This window comes from Nostoc sp. 'Lobaria pulmonaria (5183) cyanobiont' (genome assembly GCF_002949795.1).
In the GTDB taxonomy this organism is placed as follows: Bacteria; Cyanobacteriota; Cyanobacteriia; order Cyanobacteriales; family Nostocaceae; genus Nostoc.
Window position 1 is genome coordinate 5,260,871 of record NZ_CP026692.1, and the last position, 24,093, is coordinate 5,284,963.

The window sequence follows — 24,093 nt, forward strand, 5'->3', positions numbered from 1 at the left end:
CTAATTTTTTAAAGGACTTGCGATCGCATCCAAGCTATGGGCAAGGTGCGTAACTTTTTCCACTGGGGAACGTAAGCCCGCTGACTGAATACATCGTAACCGTTGCGTTCAATCACCTCCAAAATTTGACCGTACAGCATTGATGCTGCCCAAACCGGCCAACGAGCATCTGCTGCTAAATAAGTAATTCCCCGATCGGATATGGTATAGAATTGGCGGGCCCGAGCAATTTGAAAGCGCATCAATGCCCGCCAACGCTCATCTACCACACCATTGAAGAAATCTTGCTCGGTATAGTTGAATTTTGCCAAGTCCTCAAGGGGAACGTAGATCCGTCCCCGTTTGGCATCTTCTCCCACATCCCGCAGGATGTTGGTGAGTTGATTGGCAATTCCCAGAGCGATCGCTTCTTCTGTGGGAACATAAGGTTGGATGTTTTGCCGCCACGGTGCTGCATATATGGTGTTATCCACACCCATAACTGATGTTGACATTAAGCCAACAGTGCCAGCAACACGGTAACAGTAGAGGTATAACTCCTCAAAGGTTTCATAACGACTGCGATATAAGTCCATGCGCTGACCGGCAATCATATCCCGAAATGGCTGAATGTCCATCGGAAAGCGCTGGAGAGTATCAACTAAAGCTACATCGTAATTTTCTAATGGGCGTCCCGCAAAAATGGATTCCAGCTGCTGTTCCCATAGGTCTAGGGTTTCTGGCGTGGTAATAGCAGATGCGGGGCCATCCACCAATTCATCTGTACGGCGACACCAAGCGTAAATTGACCAAATAGATTGACGTTTTACCGGACTCATAAGCAAAGTACCCAGGTAAAAAGTCTTGGCATACTTTGCTGTGAGATGCCGACAAAGTTTGTATGACTCGTCTACAGAGACCAGCGTTTTCATGCGCGGCGGGGAATCAGGCAGTTGCAGCATTCGTTGCGGGCGGTCGGGTGAGCGTTTGCAGGTTTGAGGAATTTGCTACCGGGAGGGCCTCAGAAATCGCCTGCGCTGTCAGCTTACCAGAAAGTACGGCACCTTCCATACTGGCTAAGTAGCGTTGCATGGTGTAATCCCCGCTGAGATAGAAATTACTAATGGGGGTTATTTGCGAGGGACGGTACTGTTGACGACCAGGGGTCGCTTTGTAAACTGAACGGGGCGTTTTCACCACATGAGATTTCAGCAATGTTGCTGGATTGTCTACCCCAAAATGGTCGGGGAAGAGTTTTTCTAACTCGGCAATAGTTGCAGCCACAATCTCCTCATCGGATTTGGCAATCCAATCTTTTGCCGGGGCTAGAACCAATTCCAGCATCGAGCGATCGGGGTTGGCGTATTCACGGCAGGTATTGCTCATATCAGCATAAACGCTTAGGAGGGGCGATCGCGAGAATAGCAAGTGATCAATTTGCGTAAGTTTACGATCGAACCACAAATGTACGTTAATCACAGGCACGCCTTCCAACCCTTCTAGCTTTTGGAAAAACTCCATTTCTTTCCAAGGTGCTGGCAAAATCACCTTTAGAGGGTCAACCGGCATGGCAGATACATACAAATCCGCCGTGAAAACTTCATCTTCGTCCCCATTCAACCCCCGAATCAAGTATCCTTTCACGCTACCATCGGCGTTTAGCAAAATCTCTTTTAAAGGGGCATTCAAGCGGACTTCTCCACCGCGTTCGGTGATGTAATCCACTATGGGCTGACACAATCGTTCTGTTGGCGAACCATCCAAAAAGGCCATTTTCGAGCCTTTTTTTTCCTGGAGGAAACGATTGAGGGCAGTTAAAAGAATGGTTGCCGAAATTTCATCTGGGCCGATGAAGTTCAGCGATTTGGCCATGGCAATAAAAACTTCTTTATTGACCCGTTCTGGAATGTTGTGTTTACGCAGCCAATCTGTCCAGGAATATTTGTCCATTTCTTCAACGTACTTTTGCCCTTGAATCATGGCTGGCAATAACCCGATGCCAAAGCGGATTTTTTCTGGCCATGTCAGCATGTCGTTGTTTCGCAGAATTGCCACTATACCATTAATCGGTGCTGGCAAATTTGGGAAATCAAAGCGACTGTAAGTACCTGGTGCATCCGGCTGGTTGAAGATCATTGTGTGTTCTTTCCACTGCAATCGATCTTCAATGTCCAGTTCTTTGAATAACTGCAACATATTAGGATATGCGCCAAAAAAGATGTGCAGACCTGTTTCGTACCAGTCTCCATCAGCATCTTTCCACGCGGCCACTTTACCGCCTAGAACGTCTCGACGTTCCAAGACAATGGGTGTGTGACCTGCGTCTGTAAGATATTTCGCGCAGGAAAGTCCTGCTAGTCCCGCTCCCGCGATCGCTACTCGCATGTAACCCTACTGCTCTTCAATATTTCTTAACCGTTTTATCGTTTTCATTATACGTTGCAATCCGTTACATTTGGCAGTTGTTGTGCGATCGCTTCCCCAAAAAGCTTTTGCCAAAGGGAATTTTACCTAAGCGCACCTACCCGAACAAATTGTTAATACCATTGTTGGCAATAGGTTTGAGCGAGCATTTCATTTATCTTTACATAGAAGAAATTTAGGCAAACAAAAGTATTTCCTTTGACTGAAAATAGGGTAATCTCAAATGTGGTCTTAAAGTAGTTGATTTATTTGCTAATTCGTGTATTTGCTCTGAGGAAATATCTGGAGTATTGCTTAAAGACTACTTGGAAAACTTTCCGCTTCCCATAAGCGTGTAGGATAAAAGTCTATGTCCTCTAGGTTGAACAACCCAGTTGTTTACCGCACAACTTATAGGTAAAAGATTATGGGTGTATCGCAGGAGCTAAAGCGCTTTGGACATCACCTGATTTTAGGTATTTCCGGAACTACATTAAGTGATGACGATAAACGCGCACTCAATGAATTGAAACCGATTGGTGTGATATTTTTTGCCAAGAACTTTTTGGATGGCACCCCATATCAGGTTTGGCTGGAAAGCTTCAAGGATTTAAATAGGCAGATACGAGAATATACTGAACGTGATTCTATGTTCATGACTCTCGATCATGAAGGAGGTCGTGTAATTCGTACACCACCGCCAATTACCCGCTTTCCTCATGCCTTATTACTGCGATCGCACGCTTATGAAGTAGCAAAAGCCACAGCAGTAGAACTAAAATCATTGGGAATCAATTTATCTTGGGCACCAGTAGCTGATATTTTTTCCCATCCTGACAACCCCGTGATTGGGTCTCGCGCCTTTGGTAACACTCCCGAAACTGCTACTCAAGGTGCGCGTGACTATTACTTTGGACTTCGAGATTTAGGAATTTTGGGATGCGCCAAACACTTTCCGGGACATGGAGACACCAGCAAGGACTCTCACATTGAGTTACCAATACTGAATTTAACTCTAGAAGACCTGCGACTTCGAGAACTTATACCCTTCAGAGCTTTAATCGAAGTCCAGATTCCTTTGATGATGACTGTCCATATCTTATTTCCCAAGATAGATCCTGATGTGCCAGGAACGCTTTCCCAGGCTATCCTCAAAACTATACTTAGAGAGGAACTTGGCTTCGAGGGAGTGGTTGTATCTGATGACTTGGATATGAAAGCGATCTCAGATATGTTTATGAAAGCTGGTACTGTGGCGCGGTCATTTAATGCAGGCTGCGATCTGTTTATTGTGTCACGTAATATTAATTCATCATCTATTGAAAGAACTTATCGGATTGCTGAAGATTTTGCTGATTCGCTTAATAACGGCAGCTTAGATGAAACAGTGGTAGAAGCAGCTAGAGAAAGAATTGAGAAACTACTGGCAGTAACACCGCAATATCCCATACATGCCTTGGATAAAGATGTATTATCGCAACATGCTCAACTAGCGATCGCGAGTTGCTACTCATAACCCAACGTGCATTCAAGTTGTACATTAGCAATTGCCAAAAGCCTAACTAAGATTGCATTTCTTAAATTTTGAATTTTGAATTTTGAATTGTTTAGTGGGTGGTATAGGGGTCGAACCTATTTCTGCGGGTTAAAAGCCCGCTGCACAGCCGGTATGCCAACCACCCTAGTTAATTTGAAAAAGAAATGAGCAAGTGCGATCGGATACTTACATCGCAAGCTTTGTAATACCAACATTAGATATAAATCCACCAGGGAGGTACTGCCCCTCCTATTTCTGTGTTATCAGCACAGCGCCTCGCTTTTCGGCTTCAGGTGGATAAGTGGAAGATGGAGGAATCGAACCCCTACAGTTGCCCATACCCTGGTTTTCAAGACCAGTTGCCGTCCATTCAGCGGCATCTTCCATTCAGGGGCGTCTGACGGGACTTGAACCCGCTTTGACTGGTTCCACAAACCAGCGCCTCGACCACTTTGGCTTCAGACACCATCAGTGGAATCAATGGGACTTGAACCCATAACCTCCTGCTTGCAAGGCAGGCGCTCTATCCATTTGAGCTATGACCCCATCAAAAAAATAAAAAGAGCAAAGTAAAAACTAAAAAGAAAGAAAAATAATTAAATTCATTCTTTTGACTTTTGACTTTTGACTTTTGACTTTTGACTTTTGACTTTTGACTTTTGACTTTTGACTTTTGACTTTTGACTTTTGACTTTTGACTTTTGACTTGTTTAGGCGGGAGTGGTAGGACTTGAACCCACAACTTTCGAGGTAGAAGCTCGAAGCTCTATTCCATTGAGCTACACTCCCAATATTTGGTAGTCCTGGCAGGAATTGAACCTGCGACATTCTTCTTGTAAGGAAGACACTCTACCAATTGAGTTACAGGACTATGCAAGCGAGTGGAGGGACTTGAACCCACGCACTGAGTATGGCGCACTCAGATGCTACCGATTACATCACACCCGCAAGCTTCAGAGCGGACGGCGAGATTTGAACTCGCACGAAGACGTTGGAAGCGTCTCATGCTGCCGTTACATCACACCCGCATCAAGCTGGTAACAGGAATTGAACCTGCAACCTACTGATTACAAGTCAGTTGCTCTGCCAATTGAGCTACACCAGCATTAATTTTGGTGACGGAGGCAGGCTCATAACCTGCTGATGTTCAGGTTATGAGCCTGACGAGCCACCGTTGCTCTATCCCCGCATATTCACCAAATACCCCTGACAGGATTTGAACCTGCAAAATCTGGACTCTGATTCCAGCACGTATACCAGTTCCGTCACAGAGGTATATCGGGATGGCAGGACTCGAACCTGCGACTCCATGCTCCCAAAGCATGGCTTCTGACCACTGAATTACATCCCGTTGGTACTCCTGGTGGGAGTCGAACCCACAACCAAACAGATTTTAAGTCTGCCACCTCTTCCAATTGGGCTACAGGAGCAAGTTTTGGTACTCTTGGTGGGAATTGAACCCACAACATACCGTTTTTGAGACGGCAGCCTCTTCCAGTTGGGCTACAAGAGCAAAGTTTGGCAGCCCCACCAGGACTCGAACCTGGAATCTTCGCCTTCAAAGGGCGCTATGTTGCCAATTACACCACAGGGCTTTATTGCCAGGGCAGGGTTTGAACCTGCAACCTCATCGTTCAGAGCGATGCGACTTACCAATTCGTCCACCCGGCAATGAATGGCTGCCTCAGTAGGACTCGAACCTACAACCGCGCGGTTAACAGCCGCTTGCTCTACCATTGAGCTATGAGGCAACGAAGTCCCCCAGGTCGGAATCGAACCGACGACCTCCTGTTTTTCAAACAGGCGCTAACTACCAACTGAGCTACCGGGGGATAAAAGAAGAGATTATGTAACGAGAGCGGAGGGATTTGAACCCTCAAGTCCTCAGTTTCGTAGACTGAGATGTTATCCGATTACACCACACTCTCAAAGCGGAGAGAACAGGATTTGAACCTGTGACGGGTATACACCCGCTTCCTCTTAGCAGGAGGATGCTTTAGGCCACTCAGCCACCTCTCCATAGTGGGTCGAGCAGGATTTGAACCTGCGTGCAAAAAAGAACAGTTTTACAGACTGTCGCCTTCAGCCAGACTCAGACACCGACCCATAATCATTCCCTCGACGAGAATTGAACTCGCATCTGTGCTTTGAAAGAGCACTGACTTAACCATTCGTCCACGAGGGCATAATTTACCGAATTTTAGATTTTGGATGAAATTTATTAATCTAAAATTGTCTGACACAGGGACTAGGATTTGAACCTAGAACATCGGATTTGGAGTCACGAGGTGTTGCCGTTACACCATCCCTGCATTTGGTGGCAGCGGCGGGATTTGCACCCGCATATACCAGGGTATGAACCTGGGGCTTTGCTGGTTAAGCTACGCTGCGATCGCACCAGAGGCTGAGGTGAGATTTGAACTCACGATATCGGTTTTGCAGACCGACGCCTTCGACCACTTGGCTACTCAGCCATTTGGGAGTCCCGACGAGATTCGCACTCGCAATCTTCAGCTTGAGCAGGCAGCGCGTTGCTCTGGTTCCCAGAGTTGTAGCGACTGCCGTAAACTGACGGCTTAAACTATTCGCCTACGGGACTTCAACCAGGGTGACGGGATTTGAACCCGCAACATTTCCGCAGACAACGGAACGCTCTAGCCAGTTGAGCTACACCCCGATTTTTGGGAATCTGTGCCTAAACTTTTAGGTTTTGAGGCACAGATTTTTGGTGAACTTGCCCATTTCTTATTTAGTTTTCAAGGTTCAGAAAAATTAGCTTTTACTATTAGAAAGTGTTAGCAAAACAACCGAAACTCTAGGTAGCAAGCCTGTTGTATATTCCGAATGTATTCGGTGGTTTTGATGAGTGCAAACTTAGAACTTTTTTCGTTTATTGCCTCTACTTGCGATGGTTTGCAAGTAGGAGCGGCTTTGTTGACTGGGGACTCTGGTTTATGCCAGCGCCTTTCTTTTAGTTGTATGTAGAACATGACTTTGACTCTTGAGAAGCTTTGTCTTTCGCTTCACTACATTTATACTACAAAATACTACAAGAGGTGTCAAGGGGTTTCAGAAAGTTTTTTTGAAATTGTCTAGAAAAGCTTCTGCACTTAGATTTGAACTTGCTAACCCCTCTTAAAAGTCAAACTACAGTTATGATTGGGTGAGTCTTTAAAAGCCTGACGTGACAGACAACCACCTGAAGCGACAAAAGATAATTAGTTTTGTCGCGATCGCCTCTAGTATTACAGCTTGTAGTATTGTTCCAGGTATCTCCCCACAATCGGGATTGAACCACCCACTAAGGAAAATTCATACTGCACTTCAAGATCCAGCAAAGAGCCAAATTAATGCCCAGCTACCACCATCAGCCAAAGTAGAAAACCCTACCTTTACAGTCCCAGCTAAATTTCAGGGAAAAACAGTTTATCAGGTGCATCCCAGAAATAACGAGAAGATTATTGCTCTAGGCATTGATGATGGTCCCTGGCCGAAGACAACTCTAGAAATGCTGGATATTCTGAAGCAAAATGATGTTAAGGCGACATTCTTTTGGGTAGGACAAGCCTTGCAAGCAAATCCTGACTTAGCCAAGCGTGAGGTAGCCGAAGGATACGCCATTGGCAACCATACTTGGCATCATTGGTATCGGCGAATGGATGAAGCCACAGCCAAAAGTGAAATCGATCGCACAGCCGATCTGATATACAAAACTACAGGAGTTAAAACGTCTCTGTTTCGTCCTCCTGGAGGCTTTTTAAACAATGGACTAGCCGCTTACGCCAAAAGCGAGAAGGACGCTGTAATTATGTGGTCAGTAACTTCAGCTGATACCGATCCTCACGCCAAACCACAAGCATTTGTAAATAATGTCCTGAAAGGCGCGAAACCTGGTTCTATTGTTTTAATGCATGATGGTGGTGGCGATCGCCACAGAACTGTAGAAGCTTTGCCACAAATCATCAGTGGACTCAAACAGCAAGGCTACCGATTTGTGACAATTCCTGAACTACTAAAAATGGCGCAATAAAGGGTGAGAAATTCTCCTCACCCGACTATTTCGTTTATTCACTCATCACAGAAGCACAAGATTGAGCTTCCTGCCAAAGTTTCTGCAAAAAGAACTCAGCGCGATCGCTGATAGTGGTGACAAACACACCGACAGAATCCTTAGAACAAGCTGATAGCCAAGAACCCCGCAGCGTGACTTCCATATATTCGGCATCGCACGCACAGAGGGCAATGATTTCTCTGTCATCTCTTTTTACCTCAGCCCTCAATACTTCTACTCCTGGCAAATCAACAGGAAGCAAAAAGGAAGCGGTAGTGGGTTCAATGCACAAACCTTGCCCAACTCGCAGGGCTAAAATCACTCGCTGCGCTACCCATTCTTCTAGCGACAGAGTGACACATTCCAAATCAAAACTGCTTTCAGTGTAAGTTAATTTCAGCATTCCTTATGCTCTCCTGTTATTCCAGGTTTGCTTGCATATCTATCCAAAACTGTTCAGCAAAAGAAATCGCGGGGTGGATTGGCGCTTTTGGTTTGGTACGCAGTTGCATACCAGCTTCAAACAAAGTGCGATCGCCTTTACGGGAGTTACATCTTTCACAAGCTGCGACTACGTTATCCCAAGTGTGAGAACCGCCTTTAGAACGCGGCATCACATGATCTAGCGTTAGATGTTTGCCGTTGCCGCAATATTGGCAACTGTGATGGTCTCGTCGTAATACTTCCCGCCGATTGACTGGCGGAACTTTCCACATCCGCTCATTAGAAGTGATTGTCAAGCGAATATGTTTTGGCACATCAATTACCAAACTGGGTGAGTGAACTTGCCATCCGCTTTCTGTGGTAAAACCCAGCGGTTGCGCCTTGTTGGTTACTAACAGCACAATCGCCCGCTTGATATTCACCCGACATAGTGGCAAGTAATTTTGAGAAAACACCACCACAGATTGCTCTAACACTTGCATTGCGTTCGCGCCGCGCATGGAAGATATCGTCACAGCTTAACTCCTTATAAAAAAACCCCCGCTTCAAGTTTTCGGTGAAGCGGGGGTTATAATTGACCGGAAAATTTTCTGGTTTCATATCGGTACAGGATTCTTTTGCCTATACCCCCCGCTTTTTTGATTTAGTTGTGGTTTTGCAAATAGTGCACTAATGGCTACATACTTATAATCATCATTACCTTCTGTGATTTGCCCATGATTTCGGCTACCATCGCCCATAAATAAATACTCCACTTCCATAGCAGCCGATTCCCAATTGGTTCGGCAATTGGTAGCGCACAAAATTGAGGTAGAGATGGGGTAAATGGATTTCACAGAAAATTTCACCTATTGAACATTCCTTTAAACATACTACACTTGTATTACTATCCTGTCTATACCTTTAAGGAGAAAAACTGATGCATACGATCGCTCGCACCCCAACCACCGATATGGAAGTTACCAGCATTCGCCTAGAGCGGGAACTCAAAGATAAGCTCAAAGAAATAGCTGGGAATCAGGGATATCAAGCTCTGATCCGAGATATCCTTTGGAATTATGTCCAGCAAAAATCAGGTGAGTGGAAGCCTCGATTTTCGCGATCCGACATTCGAGCTAGCATAGCTGCCACAGCTCAGCAAGAAGAACGCTGTGTACTTACAGGTCAACTAATTCAACCCCAAGAACCGATGTTGCTAGGACTGACGAGGAATGGCGATATGGTTCCTCTGAGTGTCGAGAGCTTGGCTGGATAAACCTCGTACATTTTAAAACCTGGAGTAGGGCGGGCCGAAAAGCCCGCTACTACCAGCAGGGAGGACAAAATGCTCTTACTACTTTAAAAAATATAGTTTTCAAAATAGATGTGGTTTAATTTTATATTCAGACGAATGCAGCCTAGTTATTTTTACTAATAACTGGGCTGCATTCAAAATTTAGCCAGAACTGCCGCAACCTCTAATGAGCAAGAATTTATTTAAATTTAAGCTCTACTCCAAATTTCTGCCACAGTTTGAGAGCAAGACGCTCACGAACTCGCTACCACAGTTACGCTATCAGTATAGGTCTGAATACGAGTGTGTCTCGTTAGCGCAGCCTCTTGTAGAGAAGAGAAGCGTACACTGCAAGAGCAACCTCCTCGTGTCTCCTTTTACTTTTATTGATATTTTACTGAGAGTTACGGAGATTGAAGAGTAGCTTGTTAAACCTACTAGTTTTTTCAATAAATGTAATAAAGCTTTATAAAGCAAGTTACGTAATTTTACGCCCTCAAAAGGTGAATTTTGCTGTAATTCCAGAGAAATTACGGTTTATGTATACTTACAGACAGGATAAAGTTAGTAAATTATTTCAAGATAGAGCAGTTAAAAATAAGCTAACTTAAGCATTTATAGGATATCTTAAGTATTCTATTACTTATGTACCAATGTAGCAATTTGCTTGATACAGGGGGAATTTGGCCATCTGAGATAGAAAAGGGCTATAACAGGTGAGAGAAAGTATTCACACAAAATTTGTCAATTTATCAGGGTGTAGCAACACAACTAACGGTGAAGAATACGGTGAAGAATATGCCAAGAGGTTGGGTGCAAGAACAATGGGGTTATTATCCGAGGGCGTGCCAAAAATGAAAAAGCCTTTATCATCGCCGCCACATTACGTAGATGACATAGACCGACTACAACCTTACCAAGTCAAACTGATGCAGCATCAGGAAGAACCTGCCCGCGAGTTGGTACAAAAGATTAACCAAATTATTGCTAATAGCTCTACTACGGCTTTGATGCTGCAAGAGATAGCCCAATTGCTCGGAGTTGCTTTTAAAGTAGATTGCTGCTGCTTGGTTTCAGTAACGGGTGAGACAACCGAGGAAGCGATTACTACTAATTGGTGTGCTGATGAGTATCTAGGGTTGCCACACTCAGAAGAGATGGTTTCGATGGAACAGTTACTTATGCACTTGCCAGTGCTGCAATGTGCTGCTGAACCATTGACTATTGAAGACATTTCCTTGATTCACAACAGTCTGGTAATTGGTTGTCAATATTTGCCACTAGCCATAGAAGCAGTTTTGGCAATTCCAACTCGGTTTGGTGGCAATAATAATGGAGTGATTAATCTGATTAAATCCCAACCTTATGAATGGAGTGAATCAGAAAAACAATTGCTCAAAGAAGTGGAGTCGGCTTGCGCGATCGCTTTTTTTCGCGTGGCACAAGCCCAGCTAATTGCTCATCAAGAGCAGTCCCTGCAAAAGAGCAAGCAGCATGAAAGTTTGATCAAGCAATTAACCATATTGAGTCGTAGCAACTTGAAGCTTAATCAAATGTTGCAGGTAGTTATCGACTCTACTACCGAATCTCTACAGGCAGATCGGGGTTTGCTGATATTACTGAAATATATAGATCCACTATATAGGACTCAAGCTAAAAAACAAATCCCCAAAGCGAAAGCTAGTGTAATTGCTGAATGGCCGCATACAGAAACACAAAATTCTGGCACTAGTAAACTAGACACCTTAGCTCAGTCTTTCTTGATTTCAGACTGTGGTTTATGCCAGCGTGCCTTGCTAAACCCAGGAAAACCAGTAATCTTTGATAATTATACAGAGCAAAATGATACCTCAACAGCTACTCCATTATTGGCAGTAGAGAAATTTCCGACGGTGCTGTTAATGGCATTAGAAAGTCAAGGTACAATTTTAGGATTTTTGGTGCTACAGCAAGCTGTGACTCGCAGTTGGCAACCAGCAGAATTAAATATTGTAGAAATGGTTTGTGCTCAAGTGAGTAACGCCATAATTCAGTCAAAAAGATTCGAAAAATTCCAAAGTGCGGTAGATGAGCGGGCAGCCACAGTCCAGAGCAGTCAGGAACTCCAGGCAAAATTGCATGAAAGAACACGGCAGTATGTCGAGCAGCTACAGAAACTCAATGAACTCAAAGATGAATTTATGAGCAACATGAGCGATCGCCTACGCTACCCTTTGACAAATATGCTGATGTCAATAAAAAACTTGCGTTTGCCAGGAATAACACCAGAGCGTCAGGGTATATATCTCAATATTCTTGAACAAGAATGTTCCAAGGAAATCAACTTGATTAATGACTTGTTGACCCTCCAAGAGCTAGAGTTACAGAGCAAAGCCCTGCAATTAGAATCTATAGATTTAAATACTAGAATTCAGGATATAGCAGCATCTTTTGAGAAAAAACTTGCGGAAAAGGGATTAAAGATTTCTGTAGATTTGCCGGAGGAATCGCTCAAACTGCAAACTGAACTGGAGAGCTTTGACCGCATCCTGCAAGAATTATTAACTAATGCCTGTAAATACTCAGAGCCTGATACAATAGTTCACCTTGAAGCTGCTCACCGAGTCGATCAACAAATCGATCAAGTTATCATGAAGGTGACGAATACAGGACGTGCCATCTCAGAAGAAGAAGCGACCTACATCTTTGATAAGTTCCGTCGTGGAAGAGGAAGAGGGAGTTGGACTCCAGGGACTGGCTTGGGACTTGCTTTAGTCAAGTCTTTAGTGCAGCATTTGAATGGAGCGATCGCTGTTGAAAGTCTCCTAATTTCGGATTCTGAACAGAGCGAAATTTGCTTCACCTTGACTCTGCCCCAATTTTCTGACGAAAGCAAACCATAATTCTGAAAGTGACTAAAAAACAGAACACAACAGAGAACCCTAATTTGCAGTCTCCTACTGATGACACCAACCTAGAAGGGGATTTGCCTGCTAAGGTAGAAGTTCAAATTGAGAAAATAGCAGAGCGACAGCGGCAAATCAGTGCTAAAGTCCAAATTCCCCACCCAGTGGAGCAAATCTGGAAGGTTCTGACAAATTATGAAGCCTTACCTGACTTCATCCCCAACCTCGCCAAGAGTTATCTAATCGAGCATCCCAATGGTGGAATTCGACTGGAGCAAGTAGGCTCCCAACGCTTACTAAATTTCAACTTTTGTGCGCGGGTAGTTCTAGATTTAGAAGAATGCTTCCCTAAAGCAATTAATTTCCGCATGGTAGAGGGAGATTTTAAAGGCTTTTCTGGTAGCTGGTGCTTAGAGCCTTATTCTTTCGGTGAGTATCTAGGAACAAATCTGTCCTACACAATTCAAGTTTGGCCTAAACTCACTATGCCAGTGGGGATTATTGAAAATCGCCTGAGCAAAGATTTGCGGTTAAATCTTTTGGCTATTCACCAACGTGTAGAAGAACTAGCCAGCAAAAAACCGTATGCATAACAACAATTAAACCATCATTCAGGTGCATTCCTGGATGATAGTTTTTATTGCTAGATTTCAAACAAAAAAGCTTTTGCTTTTTATTGTTTTTAAGTACCCCCAGGGGAATTCGAATCCCCGTTACCTCCGTGAAAGGGAGGTGTCCTAGGCCTCTAGACGATGGGGGCATTGGACTCAGACCTTTTATAAGTTAACCAATTTCCTTGCCGTTGTCAACAGGTTTTGCCAAAAAAAGTTTCTGGCAGCTAAACTGGGTGGAAGCAAAAGCTCGAAGAGGATACAAAGATATGGAGACAGATAAAAAAGTCCGTAGATGCTTCTGCGATCAGCCGCAGGGTGCGTCAGCGTTGGGCACTAGGAATTTCGGGGTATACACATATCTAAAAAACGCTGAAGACAGCAAGGAACAAAGGGTATGATGTTGTACCCTGTAGAGTTAATATCTACGGTTTTTTACAAGAGATTTTGAAATAAATCGCTCAAAATCTACAACATGGAAGCATCTTTTGAAATCACCATACAGATGGCGATCGCTGTCTTTGCAGGCATTAGTGCCCAAGTGCTGGCTGCATACCTTCGTGTACCCAGTATCGTCTTGTTATTGCTATTGGGCATCTTGTTTGGCTCTGATGGTATAGGGCTATTGCATCCCCACGTGCTAGGCACTGGACTGGAAGTTATAGTCGCCCTAGCAACGGCAATCATTTTGTTTGAAGGCGGACTTAACTTGGATCTGCGAGAGTTAGGTAGAGTTTCAGTCAGCCTACAATTGCTTGTCACTCAAGGAACGCTGATCACATTGCTTGGCGGGAGTATGGCAGCCCACTGGCTGGGTGAATTTCCCTGGAACATAGCTTTTCTCTATGCTTCCATAGTCGTGGTGACAGGGCCAACCGTCGTTGGCCCATTGCTCAAACAAATCAATGTCGATCGGCAAGTGGCAACGCTTTTGGAAGGAGAAGGGGTTTTAATTGACCCTGTAGGGGCTATCCTCGCCTTCGTTGTCCTCGATACGATTTTGAACGGCGATGCTGACCCGATCAATGCGATCGTCGGTTTACTTATACGTCTGGGTGTTGGTGCAGGAATTGGTGGTGCTGGCGGTTATCTGATGAGTTTGATTTTCAAACGCGCCAGTTTTCTGTCATTTGAGCTAAAAAATTTAGTGGTGTTAGCGATACTTTGGAGCCTGTTTACATTATCGCAAATGATCCGCAGTGAATCGGGAGTAATGACAACAGTAGTTGCAGGAGCAGTCTTTGCTAACTCCTCAGTCCCGGAAGAACGTCTGTTACGCAGCTTTAAGGGTCAGCTAACAATTCTCAGCGTCTCGGTACTATTTATCTTATTAGCTGCTGATTTATCCATTGCGAGTGTGTTTGCTTTGGGTTGGGGTAGTTTATTCACCGTTTTGGTACTAATGTTTGTCGTTCGCCCGATTAACATCCTCTTGTGTACCTGGAACAGTGACCTAAACTGGCGACAGAAACTGTTTTTAAGCTGGGTTGCTCCGAGAGGAATTGTTGCTGCCTCTGTGGCTTCTTTTTTTGCGATTTCGTTGACTCAACGCGGCATTAACGGCGGTGATTCGATTAAAGCTCTAGTATTCCTGACAATTATCATGACTGTTGTCTGCCAGGGGCTAACAGCTGGCTGGGTTGCTAAATGGCTGCAAATCACCTCCAAGGATGTAACTGGAGCAGTGATTGTGGGTTGTAATCCTTTGAGTCTTTTGATTGCCCGCTTCTTTCAAGAACGGGGAGAAAACGTGGTGATGATTGATACTGACCCCGAATGTCTTGTGCAAGCCGAGGCGCAAAATCTCCGGGTTATTGCCAGCAGTGCACTGGATGCTGCTGTTTTGGAAGAGGCAGGACTTGCCTCTATGGGCACTTTTTTGGCTATGACAAGTAATGGCGAGGTGAATTTTGTTTTGGCTCAACGAGCAGCTGAGGAGTTTAAACCCCCGCGCGTCTTAGCTGTTTTTCCCCGCGATCCGCAAGCGAGTATCTCGGCTAGTAATAAAGTTAATCAAGCTTTTATCCCAGACTTAGCGATTAAAACTTGGAATGAGTATTTGAATGATGGGCGAGTGAAGTTGGGAACAACCACGCTAGATGAGTTGGAGTTTTCGACTCAATGCGATCGCATCCAAGAAAAGATTCAGACTGGGGTGTTGATACCGCTATTGGTAGAACGAGCAGAACGCTTACAGGTAATACCAGCTAACCAAGATTGGGAAATTGGCGATCGGATTATTTATCTGTTACATGACCCCAGACCTAGCCTTTTAAAACGCTTATCTGGTGCTACCCAATCCACTCCCCTTTCTCTAGAAAAGCTACCAGAGGTTGAAGACCTATCCCTTGCCCAATTATCTCAACTTTCTACTAGTGAGGCTTCTGGGGGATGAGGGGGATGGGGCAGGGGAGCAGGGGAGGAATTCCTAACTCTTGACTGTTTATTAGCCTTGGGAAGGAATAAATTCGCTTTCTGGTTTTGGCGTTTCTTGATACATTTGCCATTCTTGCCAGAGTAAAGCAGACAAATGTACTATGGCGAGAATTAGCGTCGCTACCGAAATCAGATAACTGTGTATTGTGTAAAGGTGTTCGACGGTAATTGTGTTAATGGCTCCACCACCAGTCAGGATTTCGCGCAGTTGCCCACCAATCAAAGGAATGGCTTCGATGGTTCCTAGCTCAATGCTAAAACGCCAGTACCCTTCCTGAGTCCAATCTAAAATCATCGCTGTCCAATCCAGCCCGATCGCACTCAGGGTTAACAAAATCACACTAATCCAAGCAGCCAGCCAACTCTTGCGAAATTGCCGACCTAAAAACATCACCACAATTTGAATTAGAGCGATCGCTATTACCGCATTACCAGCAATATCATGCGCTCTCCAAAATAACCAGCCGTATGGCAGTTGTGTATTAATCATCTTCAATGAGTTATAAGCTCCGCCTGCTGTCGGTTCATAGTAAAAAGAAAGCATTACTCCGGTAGAGATATAAATTAAACACAGAGTCAAAATCACGACTGATAATATCGTCGCTATTCGTCGCAAAATCTTATCGAACTGGGTGCTTTGCATAGCTCACCCCTCCTGTTCTTAAGTAAGTATTTATTCTTATTACGATTTTAACTAAGAAATTTTAATAAATGTTACTTTTTTTATATAAAAATAAAGTTTTTTAAATCAAATATTGCACCCAAGCTTTTAAGGGTTCTGGTGAGCCATACCAAATTCCAGGACTTCTGGGAGAATGCTTGACACCTTCAATCACCAGATTTTCTGCTCCCTCTAAATGAGCAGCTTCAATGGGTGTGATGCCATCTCCCCAAGTGTTGCCCTTACCACAGGTTAATTGGTAACTACTGTAAGCTAACCAACTACCAGGCCGCCTTTTCCCAAAGATAGTTTTGCCAGCCACACAAACGTAACGAACGTTTTTGTAAAAAGCTCCTGGGTAGTTATTGGTAACAAAATCCAGATTCTGGCGTGTCCAGCGTTCTTGGCTAATATGGGGTGTACCCAAGGTAATGAGATTAGCAACCAAGGGATGCCCTTGCCAGAGAAATGGCTTGACATCACTGCTTGCCAAATAGGGCTTTTCTCCCATGTAGATCCGGGATATCCAACCTCCGGCTGAGTGAGCAATTAAGTTAATTTGAGTAGCATTATGTTGCTCTAATATATGCTTGATCGTGTAATCAAGTTCTTGCAGAATCAGGGTTACAGGTCTTCCTCCCAAAGTGGGGAGCCAGTCACGCCTTCGCAGTGGTACTGTAACTGTAGGAAAATCTAACTTTTGTAGGGATTGTTCTAGCTGGCGATAAGCGATCGCGTTTTCCAGATAACCAGGCACAATAACTGTCGGTAACGGCATTAGAAATTTTGGGGATGCAATGATTGAGGGTTTGAACTTTTTTGACGAAGAACTAGTCATGATTCAGGAAGTAGAATTGCGATCGTCTGACTCACTCCTTGGATAAAAACCAATAGCTTTGATGGGTTTTAGGCTAGAATGTCAATAAAATTGTACAATTTGCAACAGTTTGAGTGGCTGCCAATGTGGTACTATTTTTTTAAATAGGCCCCAGGATCGAAAAAACACGTGTGTCATCTGTTACAGAAGTGTCGTTGACTGAAAAACAGTTGAAAAAAACAAGGCAACTTCGGCAGATGTTTTAATGTATTCAAACTTGTGCGTTTACTTAAACTTTATAAAACTTCTAGATATTAATTTTAATTGTGTGCGTCATAACAATAAAAAATCAAAAGTAGTAATTTTTAAAATATCTCTTTAGCAAGCTCGAATTTTGAAGATATGATACAGCGTCATTAGTTAAAAACTTGAATAAATGGCAATTTTAGCGTTTTGATTGCCAGCAGAGAAAGTTATTATTTCCTTATGAAGAACGCATATCTTGCAAGATATTGCAATATCGAAAAGAGAAAATCGCTAGTCAACTGTAACTGAGTGAGTGAACGATAAAAGCTATGTCTTACGTCTCCCTGCTGAGAAATATACCAGAAATCTTAAGCCAGCCAATTGGGATAGCAGCTATAGCCTCCCTTGGTATCCACGGTGCGATCGCTATGATCGTACCATTGATGCCGATGGAGTCTAACAAGCCCAAAGAAACAGCATCATCTAAAACAGTTGGACTTTTGGAATTGAGCCAAGCAGACCAAAACCGTTTGCCGCAAAGCACACCCCAAATTGGTTTACAACAATTACCTCCAGTCGCCCCACTTGCTGCTCCAAACTTTAGCGTCCAACCGGGATTAACCCCGTTAGCGCCATCACCATCGAGTCAGCTGGTATTACCTCCGCTACCAGCATCATCGAATAACTATCGAGTATCCTCTTTGCCTACAAGGCAGTCTTTGCGGATGATTCCTAGTGATAATTTGCGGTTTGACGCGTCTAAATTTGATAGTTCTAAATTTAATACCAGCGCCAGATTCTCTCGACCAGTTCCTCGCGCGAATGTGAGTGAGAACGTAGCTAAATACGAACCACCTAAGCCGCTGGCTGTAAATAGGCTGCCAGAATTGCAGTCGCAGCAAATACCTGCTGATCTTCTGCGGAATGCCCAACCTCCAATCTTATCTGACAGTACACCCGTTGAAACAGCACAGGTAAATACGACTTCTCAGCCAATGACGCAACCGATTAATAATAATGCGTCGTTTAGAATTGCTCAAAACCCGCTGATAAATTCTCTAAAACAAGCTCCAACGAATGGGGGTACTTTAATTGGAACTAGGGGAAGCACGCTACAAACACCCGATTTATCGGCTAAGGGAACTCAACAGGCAATTGCACAGCTAGACTCCTACGCCAACCTGAGAAAGGAAGTCCAGCAACAATACCCTAATGCTGAACAAAAACCAGTCATCCGCCAAACATTATCCACGGATAAGTCAAATCTTGAAGGTGCTGTTTTGGGTGTATTAGTGGTAGATCCTGATGGTAAGGTCTTAGATATCAAATTTCAAGACAAGTTAATTTCCCCGGAATTGCAATTAAAAGCAAGGCAATACTTCAACAAGCAATCCCCCAAGGGAGATAAACAGATTAGTTCCTATCCATTCAACCTACGTTTCCAAAGCAGTACGAGCAATCTTACTGGAATTAATCAAGAGCAAAAGCCCTCGTCATTATCTGCACCGGGAATCAATAACAATCAGATTACCCCCTCACCAGCAGCTACTTTTAAACCATTACCTAATTTACAAATCAGAAATAACCTGCCTACGTCCTCACCAACAGGTACTCTCAAACCATTAACTGCACCAGCAGCTACTCCCAAACCATTATCTGAACTGCAAATTAAAAATAACCAGCCTACGCCTTCATCGGCAGCTACTACTTCTGAACCGTTATTGTTGCCGAAAATCAATCAGGGCCAGTCTACATCTGCTGCTGAATCGGATAAAAAATTAGTAGAACGGTTGCGTGAAGTCAAGGAAAGCAGACAAAAGTCTAATTCAGAAAAATAATCACCCGCTGATGATTTTGGATTCAGGTATAGGTAATTGATGTAGACGTATTCGCAGCGTCTCATAAAGAAGCGGCACTCTACGAGTTCTCCCCTGGAGTACCCTCAGGGCCTTTTACCTACCTGAAAATCATTCTTTTCGACTATTGTTTGCGTAAGTCCTGTTTAAAATACAATACGCTTGGGTTAAAAGTTATTAGACTTCTTGCATGAATCAAAAGCCCTCACCCTAAATCCCTCTCCCAAGCTTGGGAGAGGGACTTTGAAATTGTCTCCACTTCTCGCAAAATTGGGAGAAGGGGTTGGGGAATGTAGCTCGCTTCCCGCAGGGTGGGCTAGTTTTGTATTCGTGCAAGATAGCTATTGGTGTAGATAATTGGTCTTTTAAGATGCGATAAATCCCGTCTCTACATCAGGGTATTGGGTTTAAAATATTGTTTTTAGTAGTTGACGAATAAGCGATCGCTAGTTCGTCATACATAATACTTTAGGACTTACGCATTGACACAAAATACATAGTATGTAAGGCTTTAAAAACCACATCTGTCGTAGGGGCACAGCATTGCTGTGCCCCTACAGCGCGGGTTTACTGATCATCAAAGAACAATTAATAAAGGCTGAAACGACCTATTTTCGTGAAATATACTATGATTAATTTGTACAGTGCGTAAGTCCTAACTTAACTGCTTCCAAGAAGGAAATGCACTGAGGGATTTCCAACAAATAAATTCTCCAATGTTTTGGGATGAGCGCCTAGCTGGCTAGTAATTAAAGATAAGCAAACGCTCACCCCACAAGAACTAGATGATATAGGTACTTTACCAGCCTTGTTCTGCATTGTGAAAAACGTAAGCAGCTACCTCCAGAATCTCCTCAGAACTTAACTTGCCTTTAAAGGCAGGCATGGCATTTTTACCATTTTGCACTTGGTGGATAATCGCCTGGATTGAGTCTTGATTGTAATTTTCTAGGTATTTTGACAATGCTTCCTTTTTCAAAGTTTTCTGGCTGATAAGGATGTTACCGCCACCTATATGGCAAGAAGCGCAGTTAGCCTCGAAAATTTTAGCACCGTTGGATGTTTCGGCAGCTAGTGCTGGACTAATGAATGTGAATTTGAATAGGGCGATCGTCGACAGTAGAATTAATAAAAGTATTCTCAACAAAATTTCCTCGCAACAAGCCTCCAGCAAGAGTATAAACGCGATTAATCCCTGACTAAGTCAAATTTGATCAAAATTGGCGGTAACGAGTTCACTCCTCGATCGCTACAGATTGTTTAGCGTCTTAGGGAAGGATAGGACTCGTTACCGCCATTTGTGTATTTTGTGCGTCACCCTAGGAGTGTAGCGTGTGGCGATGAGCTAATTTCACTGAGTAATCATCTCGTGTCAAACGCTGGTGTTTCTAGCTATTGGACAGTGATTGTACCAACCATACCAGCACCACGATGAGGTTCACAGTAGAAGGTGTAGTCACCAGCAGGTGCGTCTGCTGCAAAGGTGGTTGTTTCCTTTTGACCGGGACTCATGAGCAACTTCTTATGAGACAGAGATTTAGCTAAATCGGCGCTCTTAGTAGGGTTTTTGGCAGCATCAAACACAACATTATGGGGAGGAACTTTATTGTTCACCCATTCAATTGTGTCACCTGCTTTAATGGTCACCTTTTTCGGTTCAAATGCTAGCAGTCCTTTATCGCTACCCAATTTCACCTTGTAGGTTTCAGCCGAAGCACTGGGAGTAAAAACAGCAAAGCTGCTAACAACTAAAAGGATTGTCAACACAGCTAAACCAAGGCGTCGCCAGCTTGCCGAAATTAATTTCATAGCTCTCTCCTAACAAACAATTTTTTTCCTTTTCTCATTTTAAATAAAATCAACGTCAAAGTATGACAATCTGTCATATATCTATTTTTTTTTTAAGAATGGAGAGTAATTTATTGCAAAAAGCCGTCCAATCAGCAGTAAATGGGGAATAGGGAATAGGGAATAGGGACTAAATTCTTTCCAATGCCCTATTCCCAATGCCCAATGCCCTATTCCCAATGACTCAACTCCGGGATTTAGTAATAGATTTTCCCGCCTCCCCACTTAGTACCAACGATTTTGGGTTGTAAGAGAATATGACCGGCGATCGCTTCCAAGTCATCATCCGTCAGATTTCGCACTGCTGTGAAAATATCTGCGCTTTTGAGACTGGGGTGTATTTCGGAAATCTCTTCTTCCCCGTCGTAAGTAGTGGGATTTTTCAGGTAATCTACTAAACCTTCAATGTTGTTACGGTTAGGTGTTGCTAGTGCCAAGTCCTCTGGAGTAAGTCCCACGTTTTGGTTTGTCTTGGTAACTCCACCAGCATGACATTGGGCGCAAGCGTAATTAAATAAGCGTTTGCCTTCTTTGACTTGTTTAAGGCTGAGTACAACGGTATCACCCTGAGTATTTAATGGCACTGTTCGGGTAGCTTTGTCCAGTTCCACTGCTGTCGCGCTACCGACAATCAACTGAAACGAAAGTAAAACAGTAGCCACAACAACGCCAATTAGTCTTATAAACATGTTTCCCCTTAAAGATTTTGACGCTCAACACAGCTAAGAACGCGATTCTCAATCTCCAAGCTGCTAATTGCTAATGACTCATTGTTTTTTGTCATTAGCTATCAGTTATTAGCGAAAGTTCTGAGATAACCCTTCAGGGGACTTCGTGATCACCCACCAAGTCGTTAGTACCTTTGGGGCATATTTCAGACGATATTTGGGAAATAATTGCCTTTGCATCTTCTAACGCCAAACGGGTCTTTTGGTGTTTGTAGGCGATTCCCAGTTGGTTGCACAGAGAAAACACTTGTTCTACAGGAATGCTGTAGTCGGCAGCTATCTCTGCGATCGATAGGTCTGCAAAACCCATAATGCTTGTTTACTGATAGATAGAGATTGAGTCGCTGTAATACCAATATCACGTTAGGAGTGCAATTTGTTGCCCAAAATACTCTTTGGGGAATGGGACATGGGGGGACAAGGGAGACAAGGGGAATAACCCAATACCCAATACCCAATACCCAATGCCTATTAACCTTTTCCTCCGGTAAAGGTGACGCTTTGAATAAAGTAACGATTAAAAAAGGCGTAAATACCTAAAGCTGGCAGGGTAAAGACCATAGAAGCCGCCATAATGTAGTTCCAATAGCTGATGTATTGACCTTTGAAGGTGTTCAGCCCCAAAGGAAGGGTAAACATTTCTGGGTCAAATAGGATAACTATAGGCAGTAAAAAATTATTCCAACTCCCCATGAACACAAAAACTGCCTGTGCTGCTAGTGCTGGTTTTGCCAAAGGTAAGACAATGTGTCGAAAAATTCCAAAAGTATTTAAGCCATCGAGTTGAGCTGCTTCTTCTAATTCTTTAGGAAAATTAACGAAAAACTGCCGCATCATGAAGATAAAAGTGGCATTAACCATGCTAGGAACAATCATGCCTTGGTAAGAATTTAGCCAGCCGATCGCTTTCAAAATCAAAAATGTGGGAATCAGGGTGATTTGCGTCGGTACTGCTAGTACTGCCAAAATTAGGAAGAACCAAAAGCGCTTGCCCACAAAGCGCAGTCTTGCCAAGGCATAACCAGCCATTGAATTTAACAACAAGTTTAAAAGCGTAACGCTGACGGCGATCGCTACACTGTTGAACAACCAGCGCCAAAATAGCGGTTCTTGGAGAAAGATTTGTCTGTAGTTATCGAGAGTAAAATTCTTGGGGAGAAAGTTGGGTTCACCACTGACAATCTCTGTTAGTGGCTTAAATGATGCCGAAAGTGCCCAGAGAAAGGGAATTAGGGTAACGATCGCATAGAATGTCAGCAAGATGTATAACAAGACTTTGAGCCAGGATAAGCCAGAGATTTTAATCAAATCCGTTCGCCTCCGAAAAGTCGCCGTTGAATTAAAGTGATGGCAATGATCACTGCTGCTAACAAAAATGCGATCGCAGCGGCATATCCCATTTGTAAATTCCGAAATACAGATTGATAAATCAGCAGCACCACAGTTAAGGTAGCGTTGTTTGGCCCGCCAGTACCGCCAGAAAAGATGTAAGACTGGTCAAAAAGTTGAAAAGTCCCAATCACCCCCACTGCCACCACAAAGAAGGTTACAGGCTTCAGCAAGGGAAGGGTAATGTGAATAAATTGCTGCCATTCATTTGCACCATCGAGTTCTGCCGCCTCATAAAGAGTTTGGGGTATATCTTGCAACGCCGCCAGATAAATCACCATGAAAAACGGCGCAGTTGACCAAATGTTCATGATCATAATGCCTTTGAGCGCAACTGCTGGATCGCCCAACCAGTTATAAGTAGGTAGCCCCATAAAAGTGAGAAAATCGTTTAGTAGCCCATCAGTGTTATAAATCCACATGAAGATAAGTGTCAGCACTGTTGAAGAAGTGACTGTGGGCAAAAAGTAGAGGATGCGCCACCAGTTTTTACCGCGAATCCCAGAATTCAGAGTTACCGCCAGAATTAAAGCTAAGACTGTTTGAGTTGGCACAACAATGGCTACATATTGTGCTGTGTTTCTTAAAGCAATCCAAACTCGTTCATCTTCAGCTAATTGCGTGAAGTTCCGAAAACCGATGAACTCGTACTCAATACCGCCGAGAAGTTGAACTTTTTGCAAGGAAAGAAAAACGGCGTAGAGAATGGGTAAAACTACAAAAGTTCCCAAAACTAGTATGGTGGGCATGATGAACATATACCCAGCCAAGTCTTCTCTGATATTCCACCTGGGGTTATTCCGCCGCCTGTTGATTTCAAACACTACAGAACCTCCGCTTAATCCCGCACTAACCCGGCTGTAGCGATGGGTAGTGCATGATTATTTATCGTACTCCTGTAAAAAAATAATTAACCTGATTTAGATAAG

19 protein-coding genes and 28 tRNA genes are annotated in these 24,093 nt (G+C 43.7%); 7 read left to right on the forward strand and 40 right to left on the reverse strand.

Annotation, left to right across the window (positions count from 1 at the left end; translation table 11 throughout):
* Positions 1-8: 8 nt before the first annotated feature.
* Positions 9-941, reverse strand: coding sequence for a 15-cis-phytoene synthase CrtB (gene crtB, locus NLP_RS23180; protein ID WP_104908407.1), 933 nt, complete (start codon positions 939-941; stop codon positions 9-11).
* Positions 925-2,364 (reverse strand): 15-cis-phytoene desaturase, encoded by a 1,440-nt coding sequence (pds, locus tag NLP_RS23185; protein ID WP_104908408.1) that lies wholly within the window; start codon positions 2,362-2,364, stop codon positions 925-927. The genes crtB and pds overlap by 17 nt, the downstream gene beginning before the upstream one ends.
* A gap of 445 nt (positions 2,365-2,809) precedes the next feature.
* Between pds and NLP_RS23190 the strand changes: the two genes are divergently transcribed.
* Positions 2,810-3,898, forward strand: coding sequence for a glycoside hydrolase family 3 N-terminal domain-containing protein (locus tag NLP_RS23190; RefSeq protein WP_104908409.1), 1,089 nt, complete (start codon positions 2,810-2,812; stop codon positions 3,896-3,898).
* Positions 3,899-3,993: 95 nt separating this feature from the next.
* Here NLP_RS23190 and NLP_RS23195 read toward each other — a convergent pair.
* The 27 genes from NLP_RS23195 to NLP_RS23310 all read right to left on the reverse strand — a co-directional run bounded on the left by NLP_RS23195 (position 3,994) and on the right by NLP_RS23310 (position 6,596).
* Positions 3,994-4,064: transfer RNA gene (locus NLP_RS23195), tRNA-Lys, on the reverse strand.
* 157 nt (positions 4,065-4,221) lie between these two features.
* A tRNA-OTHER gene (locus NLP_RS33470) sits at positions 4,222-4,304 on the reverse strand.
* Positions 4,305-4,311: 7 nt separating this feature from the next.
* Positions 4,312-4,385: transfer RNA gene (locus tag NLP_RS23200), tRNA-His, on the reverse strand.
* Positions 4,386-4,391: 6 nt separating this feature from the next.
* Positions 4,392-4,465 (reverse strand) — tRNA-Ala (locus tag NLP_RS23205).
* Between the two features lie 169 nt (positions 4,466-4,634).
* Positions 4,635-4,708 (reverse strand) — tRNA-Arg (locus NLP_RS23215).
* A 6-nt stretch (positions 4,709-4,714) separates the two neighbouring features.
* A tRNA-Val gene (locus NLP_RS23220) sits at positions 4,715-4,790 on the reverse strand.
* A 5-nt stretch (positions 4,791-4,795) separates the two neighbouring features.
* Positions 4,796-4,867 (reverse strand) — tRNA-Gly (locus tag NLP_RS33475).
* A gap of 9 nt (positions 4,868-4,876) precedes the next feature.
* A tRNA-Gly gene (locus NLP_RS23225) sits at positions 4,877-4,947 on the reverse strand.
* A 4-nt stretch (positions 4,948-4,951) separates the two neighbouring features.
* Positions 4,952-5,024, reverse strand: a tRNA-Thr gene (locus NLP_RS23230).
* An 8-nt stretch (positions 5,025-5,032) separates the two neighbouring features.
* Positions 5,033-5,108, reverse strand: a tRNA-Met gene (locus NLP_RS33480).
* Positions 5,109-5,120: 12 nt separating this feature from the next.
* Positions 5,121-5,194: transfer RNA gene (locus NLP_RS23235), tRNA-Leu, on the reverse strand.
* Between the two features lie 3 nt (positions 5,195-5,197).
* Positions 5,198-5,270, reverse strand: a tRNA-Pro gene (locus tag NLP_RS23240).
* A 1-nt stretch (position 5,271) separates the two neighbouring features.
* Positions 5,272-5,349, reverse strand: a tRNA-Leu gene (locus NLP_RS23245).
* 6 nt (positions 5,350-5,355) lie between these two features.
* Positions 5,356-5,432, reverse strand: a tRNA-Leu gene (locus NLP_RS23250).
* A 6-nt stretch (positions 5,433-5,438) separates the two neighbouring features.
* Positions 5,439-5,514: transfer RNA gene (locus NLP_RS23255), tRNA-Gln, on the reverse strand.
* 3 nt (positions 5,515-5,517) lie between these two features.
* A tRNA-Gln gene (locus NLP_RS23260) sits at positions 5,518-5,590 on the reverse strand.
* A 5-nt stretch (positions 5,591-5,595) separates the two neighbouring features.
* A tRNA-Asn gene (locus NLP_RS23265) sits at positions 5,596-5,670 on the reverse strand.
* A 6-nt stretch (positions 5,671-5,676) separates the two neighbouring features.
* Positions 5,677-5,751: transfer RNA gene (locus tag NLP_RS23270), tRNA-Phe, on the reverse strand.
* 21 nt (positions 5,752-5,772) lie between these two features.
* Positions 5,773-5,847 (reverse strand) — tRNA-Arg (locus NLP_RS23275).
* Positions 5,848-5,851: 4 nt separating this feature from the next.
* Positions 5,852-5,938, reverse strand: a tRNA-Ser gene (locus NLP_RS23280).
* 4 nt (positions 5,939-5,942) lie between these two features.
* Positions 5,943-6,025: transfer RNA gene (locus tag NLP_RS23285), tRNA-Tyr, on the reverse strand.
* 7 nt (positions 6,026-6,032) lie between these two features.
* Positions 6,033-6,103, reverse strand: a tRNA-Glu gene (locus NLP_RS23290).
* 56 nt (positions 6,104-6,159) lie between these two features.
* Positions 6,160-6,231 (reverse strand) — tRNA-Trp (locus tag NLP_RS23295).
* A gap of 3 nt (positions 6,232-6,234) precedes the next feature.
* A tRNA-Met gene (locus NLP_RS23300) sits at positions 6,235-6,310 on the reverse strand.
* 10 nt (positions 6,311-6,320) lie between these two features.
* Positions 6,321-6,393, reverse strand: a tRNA-Cys gene (locus NLP_RS23305).
* Positions 6,394-6,396: 3 nt separating this feature from the next.
* Positions 6,397-6,518, reverse strand: a tRNA-OTHER gene (locus NLP_RS33485).
* Positions 6,519-6,522: 4 nt separating this feature from the next.
* Positions 6,523-6,596, reverse strand: a tRNA-Asp gene (locus tag NLP_RS23310).
* A 507-nt stretch (positions 6,597-7,103) separates the two neighbouring features.
* On the opposite strand from NLP_RS23310, the gene NLP_RS23320 reads away from it, so the two are divergent.
* Entirely contained in the window at positions 7,104-7,949 is an 846-nt protein-coding gene (locus NLP_RS23320) for a polysaccharide deacetylase family protein (protein ID WP_104908412.1), read from the forward strand.
* A 34-nt stretch (positions 7,950-7,983) separates the two neighbouring features.
* Here NLP_RS23320 and NLP_RS23325 read toward each other — a convergent pair whose 3' ends face one another.
* Positions 7,984-8,373 (reverse strand): alr0857 family protein, encoded by a 390-nt coding sequence (locus NLP_RS23325; RefSeq protein WP_104908413.1) that lies wholly within the window; start codon positions 8,371-8,373, stop codon positions 7,984-7,986.
* A gap of 16 nt (positions 8,374-8,389) precedes the next feature.
* Positions 8,390-8,896: an HNH endonuclease gene (locus tag NLP_RS23330; RefSeq protein ID WP_104909993.1), complete on the reverse strand. Its 507-nt coding sequence runs from the start codon at positions 8,894-8,896 to the stop codon at positions 8,390-8,392.
* 437 nt (positions 8,897-9,333) lie between these two features.
* On the opposite strand from NLP_RS23330, the gene NLP_RS23340 reads away from it, so the two are divergent.
* From NLP_RS23340 to NLP_RS23350, 3 genes are all read left to right on the forward strand, one after another.
* Positions 9,334-9,669: a hypothetical protein gene (locus NLP_RS23340; RefSeq protein WP_094347436.1), complete on the forward strand. Its 336-nt coding sequence runs from the start codon at positions 9,334-9,336 to the stop codon at positions 9,667-9,669.
* A gap of 872 nt (positions 9,670-10,541) precedes the next feature.
* Entirely contained in the window at positions 10,542-12,569 is a 2,028-nt protein-coding gene (locus tag NLP_RS23345; protein WP_104909994.1) for a GAF domain-containing protein, read from the forward strand.
* A gap of 8 nt (positions 12,570-12,577) precedes the next feature.
* Positions 12,578-13,165, forward strand: coding sequence for an SRPBCC family protein (locus NLP_RS23350; protein ID WP_104908415.1), 588 nt, complete (start codon positions 12,578-12,580; stop codon positions 13,163-13,165).
* A 94-nt stretch (positions 13,166-13,259) separates the two neighbouring features.
* Here NLP_RS23350 and NLP_RS23355 read toward each other — a convergent pair.
* A tRNA-Glu gene (locus NLP_RS23355) sits at positions 13,260-13,332 on the reverse strand.
* 326 nt (positions 13,333-13,658) lie between these two features.
* Here NLP_RS23355 and NLP_RS23360 point away from each other — a divergent pair.
* On the forward strand, positions 13,659-15,578 hold the full coding sequence (locus NLP_RS23360; RefSeq protein WP_104908416.1) for a cation:proton antiporter: 1,920 nt from the start codon (positions 13,659-13,661) through the stop codon (positions 15,576-15,578).
* Positions 15,579-15,629: 51 nt separating this feature from the next.
* Here the strand turns inward: NLP_RS23360 and NLP_RS23365 are convergent, their stop codons facing one another.
* On the reverse strand, positions 15,630-16,262 hold the full coding sequence (locus NLP_RS23365; protein ID WP_104908417.1) for a cytochrome b N-terminal domain-containing protein: 633 nt from the start codon (positions 16,260-16,262) through the stop codon (positions 15,630-15,632).
* Positions 16,263-16,362: 100 nt separating this feature from the next.
* Positions 16,363-17,058 (reverse strand): esterase/lipase family protein, encoded by a 696-nt coding sequence (locus NLP_RS23370; RefSeq protein ID WP_104909995.1) that lies wholly within the window; start codon positions 17,056-17,058, stop codon positions 16,363-16,365.
* 614 nt (positions 17,059-17,672) lie between these two features.
* Between NLP_RS23370 and NLP_RS23375 the strand changes: the two genes are divergently transcribed.
* Positions 17,673-19,181, forward strand: coding sequence for a hypothetical protein (locus NLP_RS23375; RefSeq protein WP_104908418.1), 1,509 nt, complete (start codon positions 17,673-17,675; stop codon positions 19,179-19,181).
* An 817-nt stretch (positions 19,182-19,998) separates the two neighbouring features.
* Here NLP_RS23375 and petJ read toward each other — a convergent pair.
* The 6 genes from petJ to NLP_RS23405 form a co-directional block, all read right to left on the reverse strand.
* Positions 19,999-20,343, reverse strand: coding sequence for a cytochrome c6 PetJ (gene petJ / locus NLP_RS23380; RefSeq protein WP_104908419.1), 345 nt, complete (start codon positions 20,341-20,343; stop codon positions 19,999-20,001).
* Positions 20,344-20,591: 248 nt separating this feature from the next.
* Positions 20,592-21,008 (reverse strand): plastocyanin, encoded by a 417-nt coding sequence (gene petE, locus NLP_RS23385; RefSeq protein ID WP_104908420.1) that lies wholly within the window; start codon positions 21,006-21,008, stop codon positions 20,592-20,594.
* 236 nt (positions 21,009-21,244) lie between these two features.
* Positions 21,245-21,736, reverse strand: a complete 492-nt coding sequence (gene psbV / locus NLP_RS23390; RefSeq protein WP_104908421.1) for a photosystem II cytochrome c-550 — start codon at positions 21,734-21,736, stop codon at positions 21,245-21,247.
* Positions 21,737-21,869: 133 nt separating this feature from the next.
* Positions 21,870-22,085 (reverse strand): hypothetical protein, encoded by a 216-nt coding sequence (locus NLP_RS23395; RefSeq protein WP_104908422.1) that lies wholly within the window; start codon positions 22,083-22,085, stop codon positions 21,870-21,872.
* A gap of 161 nt (positions 22,086-22,246) precedes the next feature.
* Positions 22,247-23,083: a carbohydrate ABC transporter permease gene (locus NLP_RS23400; RefSeq protein WP_104908423.1), complete on the reverse strand. Its 837-nt coding sequence runs from the start codon at positions 23,081-23,083 to the stop codon at positions 22,247-22,249.
* The gene (locus NLP_RS23405) at positions 23,080-23,988 is read right to left on the reverse strand and encodes a carbohydrate ABC transporter permease (RefSeq protein WP_104908424.1); all 909 of its coding nucleotides are present in this window, start codon (positions 23,986-23,988) and stop codon (positions 23,080-23,082) included. Before NLP_RS23405 ends, NLP_RS23400 begins: the two co-directional genes overlap by 4 nt.
* Positions 23,989-24,093: the final 105 nt, after the last annotated feature.